General features: G+C 71.1%; 8 protein-coding genes. 4 read left to right on the top strand and 4 right to left on the bottom strand.

Going from position 1 to position 9787, the window contains the following annotated elements:
* Window positions 1-35 precede the first annotated feature (35 nt).
* On the top strand, window positions 36-1829 hold the full coding sequence (locus tag ACRYR2_RS20765) for a DNA cytosine methyltransferase (RefSeq protein ID WP_432564791.1): 1794 nt from the start codon (window positions 36-38) through the stop codon (window positions 1827-1829).
* A gap of 38 nt (window positions 1830-1867) precedes the next feature.
* Window positions 1868-2917 carry a DNA cytosine methyltransferase gene (locus tag ACRYR2_RS20760; protein ID WP_432564790.1) on the top strand — a complete coding sequence of 350 codons (1050 nt, stop codon included), beginning with the start codon at window positions 1868-1870 and terminating at the stop codon, window positions 2915-2917.
* A gap of 191 nt (window positions 2918-3108) precedes the next feature.
* Here ACRYR2_RS20760 and ACRYR2_RS20755 read toward each other — a convergent pair whose 3' ends face one another.
* Window positions 3109-3798 carry a response regulator gene (locus ACRYR2_RS20755; RefSeq protein WP_432564789.1) on the bottom strand — a complete coding sequence of 230 codons (690 nt, stop codon included), beginning with the start codon at window positions 3796-3798 and terminating at the stop codon, window positions 3109-3111.
* Complete coding sequence (locus ACRYR2_RS20750) at window positions 3795-4904, bottom strand: sensor histidine kinase (RefSeq protein WP_432564788.1); 1110 nt, start codon at window positions 4902-4904, stop codon at window positions 3795-3797. The genes ACRYR2_RS20755 and ACRYR2_RS20750 overlap by 4 nt, the downstream gene beginning before the upstream one ends.
* A gap of 136 nt (window positions 4905-5040) precedes the next feature.
* Between ACRYR2_RS20750 and ACRYR2_RS20745 the strand changes: the two genes are divergently transcribed.
* Window positions 5041-6291: a serine hydrolase domain-containing protein gene (locus ACRYR2_RS20745; RefSeq protein WP_432564787.1), complete on the top strand. Its 1251-nt coding sequence runs from the start codon at window positions 5041-5043 to the stop codon at window positions 6289-6291.
* Between the two features lie 139 nt (window positions 6292-6430).
* Here the strand turns inward: ACRYR2_RS20745 and ACRYR2_RS20740 are convergent, their stop codons facing one another.
* Both ACRYR2_RS20740 and ACRYR2_RS20735 read right to left on the bottom strand, forming a co-directional pair.
* The gene (locus tag ACRYR2_RS20740; RefSeq protein ID WP_432564786.1) at window positions 6431-8140 is read right to left on the bottom strand and encodes a putative bifunctional diguanylate cyclase/phosphodiesterase; all 1710 of its coding nucleotides are present in this window, start codon (window positions 8138-8140) and stop codon (window positions 6431-6433) included.
* Window positions 8137-8973: an alpha/beta fold hydrolase gene (locus tag ACRYR2_RS20735; RefSeq protein WP_432564785.1), complete on the bottom strand. Its 837-nt coding sequence runs from the start codon at window positions 8971-8973 to the stop codon at window positions 8137-8139. Before ACRYR2_RS20735 ends, ACRYR2_RS20740 begins: the two co-directional genes overlap by 4 nt.
* 627 nt (window positions 8974-9600) lie before the next feature.
* Here ACRYR2_RS20735 and ACRYR2_RS20730 point away from each other — a divergent pair.
* On the top strand, window positions 9601-9787 hold a 187-nt coding region (locus ACRYR2_RS20730; RefSeq protein WP_432564784.1), incomplete at its 3' end, for a hypothetical protein.

Raw genomic sequence — 9787 nt, 5'->3', positions numbered from 1 at the left:
CGGCAGCCCAGGCGCTCTATACAGAACGACGGCACATGGATGTCGTGCAGCTCGCGGCCCTGGCTTCTGTCGAGCATCCACGCCGCACCTATGCCGCGACCGGCGGTATTCGGGCAACCGACCAGCAGGTCCGCGACCTGGTCGGCGAGCTCAGGAGTGTGGCAGCCGACCTCGGCTACCCGGATGTGGGAACGGACGATCGAAGTCGGATCGCCTTCGACAGAGCGGCGGCGGAGGTCGTGCACCGTCGTGTCCGGGTGAACACCGTCGAGGCAGCCAACAACGAGGTATGGAACTTCCTCGGTCTGGTGGCAGCGCCCGACCTCGTCCGATGGCGTTGGGCAGAAAGCAGGAATTCGGAACGATGGGTCTCCTCCGACCGCACTCGTCACATGTTCGCCAGGTTGTGGTGGCAGGCACTCACCTTCGCGGACGCAGGTTTAGGGGAGCGCGCTGATTTCACACTCCTCAACAGCTTGAGCGAGCGAGCTCTGAACCAGCTCACCGAGCGCCGGAGCATCGGGGGTCTGCCTCACCTGGCCAGGGCGCTGGCGCGGCTGGAGATTGCTGAGGACGGTCCAACCGGCGGTGGGGACGGGAGTCAGCTCCGTCGGCTCGCACCGATCCTTATCCGACGGATGGCGTTCATCGACTTCTCGTCCCTGTCCGAGGAGCAGATCGACGACCAACTCCGCGCGATTCGAGCCGAAGCCGAGACGCTCCTCACGCCAGGATCCCTGAAGGAGACGCCTGAGAACCGTTCTTCATCAAGTGGCGTCTCCGTCCGGCAGGTGGCTCCCGCCCGGGAGTCTTCCCCGCCCAGTCCCTCGGCTCGACTTGACGGTGGGGATGGTCGAGCTCTGACCTTCGTCGACCTCTGCGCCGGGGCCGGGGGACTGGCCCAAGGGCTCGAGTCAGTCGGGTTCAAGCCGCTTCTTCTGCTCGACAACCGGGCGGTTGCCTGCGAGACGTTGCGTATTAATCGCCCTAGCTGGGATGTCGAAGAGCTGGACCTTCTGGAGTTCAGAACGGAGGCGTACCCCGACCTCGCGGGTGTGGACCTCGTCTCTGCCGGACTGCCTCGTGTGCGCTCGGCCGCAACTGCCAGTCGCCCTCGTGGGGACGAGGAAGAGTTTGCCTTGATCGACGCGGCGGTCACCGTGTTCCTGAACCTGCGTGGACGTGCCCTGCTCATTGACAACGTCCCGGCGCTGGCGGACTCGGAGGCCTACGCCGACGTCCGGCGCGCAATCGGTGGCCGCCTCTACGAGGCGGGATTCGACCACGAGTGGTTCGTCGTCAACGCGGCCGAGTTCGGTGTACCGCAACACCGACCGCATGGGGTGCTCGTCGCCATGGAGAGGCGACGGATGGAGGAGTTCGTGCAGCCGAGCGCTGACATGTCTGCGGCGCCCACGGTGGCAGCCGTACTGAGGGAGTCCATGACCGCGGGCGGCTGGAGCGGCGTGGACCGCTGGGCGGAGGTCGCCGATCGTCTCGCCCCCACGATCGTCGGCGGATCCTGGGATCGCGGTGGTGCCGACCTAGGCCCTAGCGGCAGCAAGCGCGCCTGGGCGGACCTCGGTATTGATGGTGGGACGGTGGCGGATGACGTCCCCGGGCCGGACTTCCGATGGGACCCCGCGGAGGGACGTCCGGGACAGGTGCGCTTGACCGTACCTCAGGTGGCGCTCCTCCAAGGGGTCCCAACCACCTGGCGCATCGCGGGTCGGAAGACGGCTCAGTACCGGCAGGTGGCGGAGGCCATGCCGCCGCCCCTCGCGGCTGCGCTCGGCCGGGCCGTTGCCACGGCTCTGGCGGTGTCGTAGTCCACCAGGTTGTCGGCTTCGCTGGGTAACATCCCTGCATGACCGAGTCGCCCGCCCTCGCTCCTGATGGGAGTCCCTGGAGCATTGTCGACCTATTCGCGGGTCCTGGCGGGCTCGACGTCGCGGCGCGTTGGCTGGGCGTCCCGGTTCGCGGGATCGAATGGGACGCGAACGCGTGCGCCACGAGGGCCGCCGCCGGCCTCAAGACCCTAGCTGGGGACGTGCGCGATCACGGGCCCGGGGAGTTCGCCGGGGCGAACGTTCTGGCGGGCGGCCCCCCGTGTCAGACCTTCACGGTCGCGGGTCACGGGGCGGGGCGCCGAAATCTTGAGCAAGTCCTGTCGCTCGTCAAGCGGATGTCGGTCGGGGACGACGTCCGTAGAACCCTCGGTGAGCTCTCCGACGAGCGCACCGGACTGGTCCTGGAACCTCTGCGTTGGATTCTGGATGCGCGCAAGGCCGAGCGGCCTTTCGAAGCCGTGGTCCTGGAGCAGGTGCCAGCTGTTCTTCCGGTCTGGGCGGCGTATGCCGAAGTTCTGGAAGGAATCGGATACAACTGCGACCTTGGCGTGCTGCGCTCTGAAGAGTTCGGTGTTCCCCAGACTCGTCGCCGAGCGATCCTCGTCGCACGACTCTCGTCGCAGGCAAAGTTGCCCGCCCCTACTCATCGTCGATTTGTGACAGGAGTCGCCAGAGGGGATGGTGATGCTTCCCTGCTGCCCTGGCAGTCGATGAGGGATGCGCTTCCGCTTCGCGCTCCATTCACGGTCGTCTCGAACTACGGCACGGGGGGCGATCCGAAGGCTCGAGGGCGCAGGACGTCCGATCAACCTTCCGCGACAGTGACCGGAAAGGTCAGGCGGAATCTCTTGGTTGTCGAAGGGCGAACGGAGACCGATCGGTTCAGCTTGCAGGAAGCTGGAAAGCTGCAGACCTTCCCGCTGGACTTCCCCTGGCGTGGGCGAGACGTTGCTCAACAGATCGGAAATGCGATCCCGCCCCGAATGGGCGCCCATGTTCTTGCATCCGCGTTGGAACTATCGACGGATGAGTTGAACTGGGCGAGGATCCTCAATAGATGGAGCTAATCCTAGATCACGACTGGGCCTCAGTAAGGGCGGACGAGGGGGAGTTCGTCCACGCGGTGGAACATGACCTCCCGTGGTGACTGTTGCGGTCGTTGCTGGCGCAGTCGCGGAATATAAAGGCGAGTTAGAGGAATGGCTGCAGGACGCGACTACCCCTGTCGCACAAAGGGGAACACCCGGAAGCTGAACGCTCAGGACACCTGTCCGGCATCCCCACCGCTCCCCGGCACCACCAATCCGCTCTCGTACGCCAGCACCACCGCCTGCGCCCGGCTGGCCAGTTCCAGCTTCCCCATCACCCGCTTCACGTGCGTCTTCACCGTCGCCTCGCTGAGGACGAACCGCTCCGCGATCTGCGCGTTGCTCAATCCTTTCCCCACGAGGACGAGCACCTCGCGCTCGCGGGCGGTGAGCGCGTCCACGGCGGCGGAACCGCTGATCCGTTGCGGGCGGAACGCGTCGACGAGGCGGTGGGTGATGCGGGGGGTGAGCAGCACGTCCCCGGCGGCGACGGCCTCGACGGCGGCGATGATCCGCGCCGGCGGGGTCTCCTTGAGCAGGAACCCGGCGGCGCCGGCGCGCAGGGCGGCGTAGACGTGCTCGTCGAGGTCGAACGTCGTCAGCACGAGGACCTTGGGCGGCTCCTCGCCGCCGCCACGCTCGGCGGCCAGGATCTGCCGGGTCGCGGCGATCCCGTCGAGCACCGGCATCCGGATGTCCATGAGCACCACGTCGGGCCGGACTGCGGCGGTCAGCTCGACGGCCTGCTGTCCGTCGGCGGCCTCGCCCGCGACCTCCGTGCCGGGGGCGGCGCGCAGCAGCGCGACGAGACCGGCGCGCACGAGCGTCTGGTCGTCGGCGACGAGGACGCGCACGCTCACTGCTCGCCCCGCACCGGCAGCCGCAGCTGCACGGCGAAACCCCGCCCGTCCCGCGGACCGGCGGTGAGGGTGCCGCCGTAGAGGGCGGCACGTTCACGCATCCCGCGCAGACCGTGCCCCTCTCGCACCGGTCCCAGAACCGCGGGGCCGTCGTCGTGGACGTCGACGTGCAGGGTGCCGTCGCGGCGTTCCACCAGCACCTGCGCGTGCACGGCGTGCGGCGCGGTCGCGGTGTGCTTGATGACGTTCGTCAGGGACTCCTGCACGACCCGGTACGCGCACAGGTCCTGGCCGGCGCTGAGGTCGTCGAAGGTGCCGTCGGTCCGCACGTCGACCGCGACACCGGCCGAGCGGGCGCGTTCGGCCAGGTCCGGCAGCGCGGCCAGACCCGGCTGGGGCAGGTAGTCGGCGTCGGGGTCGTCGTCGGCGCGCAGCACCTCCAGCAGTCGGCGCATCTCCGCCAGCGCCTCCCGGGTGGTGTCCTCGACGGTCGCGAGCGCGGTCTTCGCGGTGGCGGGGTCGTCGTCGAACACGTACCCGGCGACACCGGCCTGCAAGGCGGTCACCGACAGGTGGTGACCGACCACATCGTGCAGTTCGCGGGCGATGCGGCGGCGTTCGGCGGCCACCGCGCGGGCGGACTCCGCGGCCAGCGCCTCGGTGCGCTGCGCCCAGCGGCGGGTGCTCTCCCCGAGCGCCCACGCCCCCGCCAGGACCAGGACGGCCTGGGCCAGGTCGAACCAGCTGGGGACAGGGTCGGCGCCGCTGGCCCCACCGAGCCACACCACCACCACCGCCGCGGCGAACACCGCGGCCGCAGTACGCCGGGACCGCAGGGTGGCGACGGTGAACATCGCCACGACCATGCCGAGACCGCTGCCGGGGAAGGCACCGAGGACCAGCTGGTGCGCCGTGACCGCCGCCAGCACCAGCACCGCCGTCACGACCGGCACCCGCTGACGCACCGCGATCGGCGCGGCGGTGAGTGTGGCGAGCACGAGCCCCGGCAGCGGTTCCCCGGCGCGCACCAGCGGACCCAGGGTGAGCAGCGTCAACAGCGCCGCGAGCGCCGGGTCGACCAGGGACGGACCGGGCAGTCTGCGCACGCTCGCGAGCCTGGCACGCCGCCTGCGCCCGCCACCATCGGCCGACGGGACCACCGGCTGTACCTCCGCGGGGGTAGGTGAGGTTGCCCACCGCGGGGGACGCCCCGGGACGGTGGACCTCCCTAGCGTCCTGGCCATGACGACGCGAACGACTTCCGGACCGAACACCCGCCCCCGCCGGACCCGGCGCACCGCGGCCGCGGCGGCCGCGGCTTGCGCGACCCTGGCGACGGCGCTGCCCGCCACCGCCGTCGCGACGCCACCGCGCCACCACGACGCACACCTGCAGCAGGTGCTGCAGCAGGACGCCGACGCGCTGCTGGCGCAGGGAACTCCCGGTGTCCTGGCCGAACTGGACCGTGCCGGCCACCGCGACGTGACCGTCCGTGCCGGTTACGGGAACGTCGCCGCGCAGACCCCCGTCCCGTGGAACGCGCGGTTCCGCATCGCCAGCGTCACCAAGCCGTTCGTCGCCGTGACGTTGCTGCAGCTCGTCGGCGAGGGCCGCCTGTCGCTGGAGGACACCGTCGAGCAGCACCTGCCCGGAGTGGTGCAGGGCAACGGCAACGACGGGAACCTCATCACGATCCGCCAGCTGCTGCAGCACACCAGCGGCTTGCCGGAGTACCTGGCCGTGATGCCGCAGCTGTTCAGCGAGGAAGGTTTCCTGCAGCACCGCTTCGACGACCTCACCCAGGAGGAGGCGGTCGCGCTGGCCATGACGCAGGCCCCGACGTTCGCGCCGGGCACGAGCTGGAACTACTCCAACACCAACTACGTCCTCGCCGGGATGGTCATCGAGCAGGTCACCGGGAACACCTGGGAACACGAGGTGCGGGAGCGGATCGTGCGCCCCCTCGGACTGCGGCACACCACCCTGCCGGGGAGTTCCTCCGAGATCCCCGGCCCGCACGCCGTCGGCTACGAGCGGTTCCCCGGCGAGGGCGCCACCCCCGAGGACCCCCGCTACGGCGAGGCGATCGACGCCACCGAGCTGAACCCGTCGTGGGCGGGCGCGGCCGGGGCGATCATCAGCACCACCGACGACGTGAACGAGTTCCTCCAGGCCCTCGTCAGCGGCCGGGTGCTGCGCCCGGCGCAGTGGGTGGACATGACCGCGACCGTCCCGGCCAGCGAGGAGTTCCGCAGCAACTGGCCCGGCGCCCGCTACGGCCTGGGCATCATGTGGGTCCCGACGTCCTGCGGCGGCATGTGGGCGCACGGCGGGGACATCCAGGGGTTCATGACCCGCAACGGCGTCACCCCGGACGGGCGGCGCAGCGTCGTCGTCTCCTTCAACACCGACTCCCCGGTGCCGCAGCCGGGCGTCCAGTCGCCGGCCGGGGACCTCGCGACGCAGCTCATCGACGACGCCCTGTGCCGGTGAACCCGGCCAGCGCGGTCGGGGTCGTCCTCGATCGTGCTGGTCGCACGCCGTGCCTCGTCAGCGCACGGTGGAATCCGAGGCGGGACGCGGCCCGAGACCTGCCCGACGGGAACTGGTCACCGAGGCCCGGTCGGAGGGATCACGCGGCGGACGGAGTCCATCCCTGGACCACGTCCGCCCCCACCGGCCGCGAGAACAGGTACCCCTGCCCCACCTCGCACCCCATCCCCGCGAGCAACTCCCGCTGCTCCTCGGTCTCCACACCCTCGGCCACCGCGCGGATCCCGACGGCGTGCGCCAACTGCACGCACGCCCGCACGATCCCGGTGTCCCCGTCGGAGGCGCCGAGCCCGGTGACGAACGAGCGGTCGATCTTCAGCTCGTCCACGGGAAAGCGCTGCAGGTACGTCAGGCTCGCGTACCCCGTGCCGAAGTCGTCGACGGAGATGCCCACCCCGAGGTCCTTCAGCGCCGTCAGCGTGGCCGCGGCCGCGTCGGGGTCGGCAACCAGCGCGGTCTCGGTGACCTCCAGCACGAGCAGGTGCGCGGGCAACCGGTGCCGGGACAGCGTCTGCGTCACCAGGTCCACGAGACCCGGGTCGGTGAGCTGGCGCGTCGACAGGTTCACCGAGACGTCGACCGTCGCGCACGACGGGTCCCGCGCCCACTGGGCCGCCTGCTGCACGGCGGCGTCCAGCACCCACGCACCGAGCTCGTGCACCAGGCCGGACTGCTCGGCGATGTCGATGAACTCCGCGGGCGACAGCAGTCCGCGCACCGGGTGCTGCCAGCGCACGAGCGCCTCCACGCCGCGCAGCCGCCCGTCGTCCAGCTGGATCTGCGGTTGGTACAGCAGCCGCAGCTGACCCTCAGCGATCCCGCGGCGTAGTTCGCCGAGCAGGCGCAGGCGGTCGGCGGTGACGCTGGTGCGCGTCGGGTCGTGGACCTCCACACGTCGGCGGCCGCGGGCCTTGGCCCGGTGCATCGCCGCGCCCGCGTCACGCAGCGCGCGGTCGGCCGCGCCGGGGGAGGCGAGCGCGGCGCCGATGCTCGCCGACGTCACGACCTCCAGCCCCGCGAGCACCACGGGGGCGGTGAGTTCCGCCAGCAGCCGCTCGGCCAGCGTCCTGGCCGCCTCGAGGTCGGCGCAGCGGTCCACCACGACGAACTCGTTCGCGGACGTGCGCGCCACGACAGCACCGTCGCGCACCGCGGCGCCGAGCCGTTCGGCCGCCGTCAGCAGCAGGTCGTCGCCGGCCTCGGCACCCAGGCTCTCGTTGACGACGGCGAAGTGGTCGAGGTCCACGACGAGCACGCCCAGCGGCTCAGCCTCGACGGCGGACTCCAGGTGCCGCGACAGCCCCGCCCGGTTCGGCAACCCCGTCAGCGGATCCAGCAGCGCACGCCGCCGCGCCTCGGCCTCCACGTCGGCCCGGCGGTTGTCGGCCTCCTCGATCCGCTGCAGGGCGGTGCTCAGTTCCCGTTCGTGCGCCCGCCGCTCGGGGGCGCTGAACACGATGAGGCGCACCTCCGCCTCAGCACCCTCGCGGGCGGGAACGCGGGTGGCGGTGACCAGCGCGGGCCGGCGCGCGCGGTCGGCGCCGACGATCTCGACGACGACCTCGCTGACGGTGCCGGTGGTGCCGAGCTGGGGCACGCTGTGGGCGGACCACAGGATCCGGTCACCGACCGGCAGCAACCGCCCGAACGCCGATCCCAGCAGGCCCTCGCGCCGGTGCCCCGACCAGGCGAGGAACGTGTCGTTGACACGGGTGATGCGGCCGTCGTCGGCCGTCGTCAGGTACCCGCACGGGGCCTGCTGGAACAGCGCCTCGAAGGGGTCGCTCACGGTTGGCCGGTGAGGTGGGTGAGGATCGCCCGCGCCGTCTCCGCGGGGGCGCTGAGGTGAGGGGCGTGGCCGGAGGCGTCCAGCGGCACCAACGTGGCGTGCGGCAGCCGGGTGGCGACCTCGCGGACGGCGCTGTCGCAGGCCAGGGCGTCGTCGCGGCACTGCAGGACGAGGGTCGGGGTCGTCAGCTGCGGCAGCAGGTCGCGCGAGTCGGTGAGGAACGTCGCCCGGGCGAAGTCGCGGGCGGAGCCGGGGTGCAGCTCGCGCAACGAGGCCGTCAGCTCGTCCCCGAGCTCGGGCCGGTCGGGGTTCCCCATGATCATCGGGCCGACGCTCGCGGTCCACGACAGGTAGTTGCGGGACAGGGAGTCCAGCAGCTCCTCGATGTCCTCGGCGGAGAAGCCGCCGTCGTACCCCGTGGCGGGGTCGTCGAGGTAGCGCGCGGACGGCGCGATCATCACGATCCGCGCGAACCGCTCGGGCGCCCGCAGCGCGGCGCGGGCGGCGATCATCGAGCTCACGCTGTGACCCACGACGACGACGTCGCGCAGGTCCAGCTCCTCGCACACCTCCACGAGGTCGGCGACGTACCCGTCGAGCGTGGAGTACCTCTGTCGGTCGTAGGCCGACGTGTCGAAGCCGCCGGCGCCGGCCTGGTCCAGCAGCACGACGCGGTGCGTGGGCAGGAAGGCCGGCAGCAACTGGTCCCAGGCGTGCTGGTCGGTACCGAAACCGTGCACGAGGACCAGCACCGGCCCGTCCGCGCGCCCGAGGATGCGCACGTGGTGGCGTGCCGCTGCGGTGCTGCGGCTGGGTGCAGCGGGAATGGGCACAACGCTCCTCGGGGGACGGGCTTCGGCGCCTGCTCGGACCACTCTGTGTCGGCGGGGGTGCGGCAGACCTTGAGCCGTCTCGAGGCAGCCGACCAGCTGCCTGTCCCCAGGCGCGCGGTGGCGACCGCGTCTGCGATGGCCGGGTCGCCCGGGAACGCGGCGCCGGCTCGACGTCGGGCGCTCGCGGTGGAGGAGGTCGAGGTGAGCGCGGACGACTGCCCGCCGGGCGATCGTCGTGCTCGCCGACATCGGTCGCCGGCGGTGGGAATGTCTCGGCGGTCAGGGCGTTGTACCCCTCGGCGGCGCCCTGGTTACATGCCCCGGGCTCCAAAAATAGTCGCTACGAGCGACCACCGTGCCGACAGGCGCAGTGCAGGGCGTCGCCACCTACGTCCTCCGCTTCGAGCGGTTGCCGTGGGACCAGGGTGCCTCCGCGCCCTGGTCCATGCGGCGGCCGTCGCCCAGCCACCCGCTCCGAGACGCCGTTCGAGCAGCTCGGCAGGTGGACGGGTGGAAGTTCCAGCCGTCGGAGCGGGTGCGGCTGCCGCGCCAACTGCCCGGGTGTCGATCGACCGACGACGCCGCCACGGGCAGAGGGGCGGCAGAAGCCCTTCAGAAGGGTCGATCTTGTTGCAGCGCAACGGGATCGGTCGTGAGGGTGACGCGGATTTGCCTCCTCTGCCGGAGGCCGCGTACTGTTCTTCATGTCGCCCCGACGGGGCGGAAAACCAGAACCGCTCAGGTTGGGTGATCCGCGTCCGACGGGTGGCACCGGAAGGCCTGATCGGGGCTGGGTTGAAGTTCGGCCTGGTGT

The organism is Kineococcus deserti (genome assembly GCF_050871945.1).
Lineage (GTDB): Bacteria > Actinomycetota > Actinomycetes > Actinomycetales > Kineococcaceae > Kineococcus.
The sequence above is the reverse complement of the archived record's forward strand: the minus strand, read 5'-3'. Positions and strand labels throughout refer to the sequence as shown.